This window comes from Bartonella sp. AA89HNZF (assembly GCF_042196905.1).
Classification (GTDB): Bacteria; Pseudomonadota; Alphaproteobacteria; order Rhizobiales; family Rhizobiaceae; genus Bartonella.
Map to the genome: position 1 here is coordinate 1 of NZ_JBHIRD010000139.1, position 539 is coordinate 539.

The window sequence follows — 539 nt, forward strand, 5'->3', positions numbered from 1 at the left end:
ATTTTCAAAATCAATTTCTCTTTTTGATAAAATAATATTTTTATTTTTTTTGTTATTGTTAATGTTAATGTTATTGTTAATGTTATTGTTATATATATAGGCATCATTAAGCATCGCTTTAGCATCATGCTTAGCATGCTTAGCATAATTAAGCATCGCTTTAGCATCATTAAGCATTGCTTTAGCATCGTTTTTATCAGTATTTTCAGCAACTTGAGCATCATCACAAGCATAAGTTGTATGTTTATCCCATCTTGCCTGCGCTGCTTTCTTTGCTCTCTCCGATAATCTCTTTGATCGTGATGTTTTTGATACCTTTTCTAAATTCTCATTAGAGTTATTGAGCTCTTCCTCAACATCTAAATTCCACAAGCGACCATCTGCTAAACGAATGAAATATCCTTCTTCAAGCAAAACATTCAGTGCCGCTTCAAACTTCTTCACTGAATAACCCGTGTAATGAGATAAAACTTTAATATTATAAAAAAGAGGTTCACCAGTATGCAACATACGTAACCGTAATCGCATATAGATATTGC

At 32.1% G+C, this 539-nt stretch carries 1 pseudogene; it reads right to left on the reverse strand.

The window, feature by feature from the left end:
- A pseudogene (locus ACFIN0_RS10170) lies at positions 1 to 539 on the reverse strand (hypothetical protein); the annotation flags it as partial.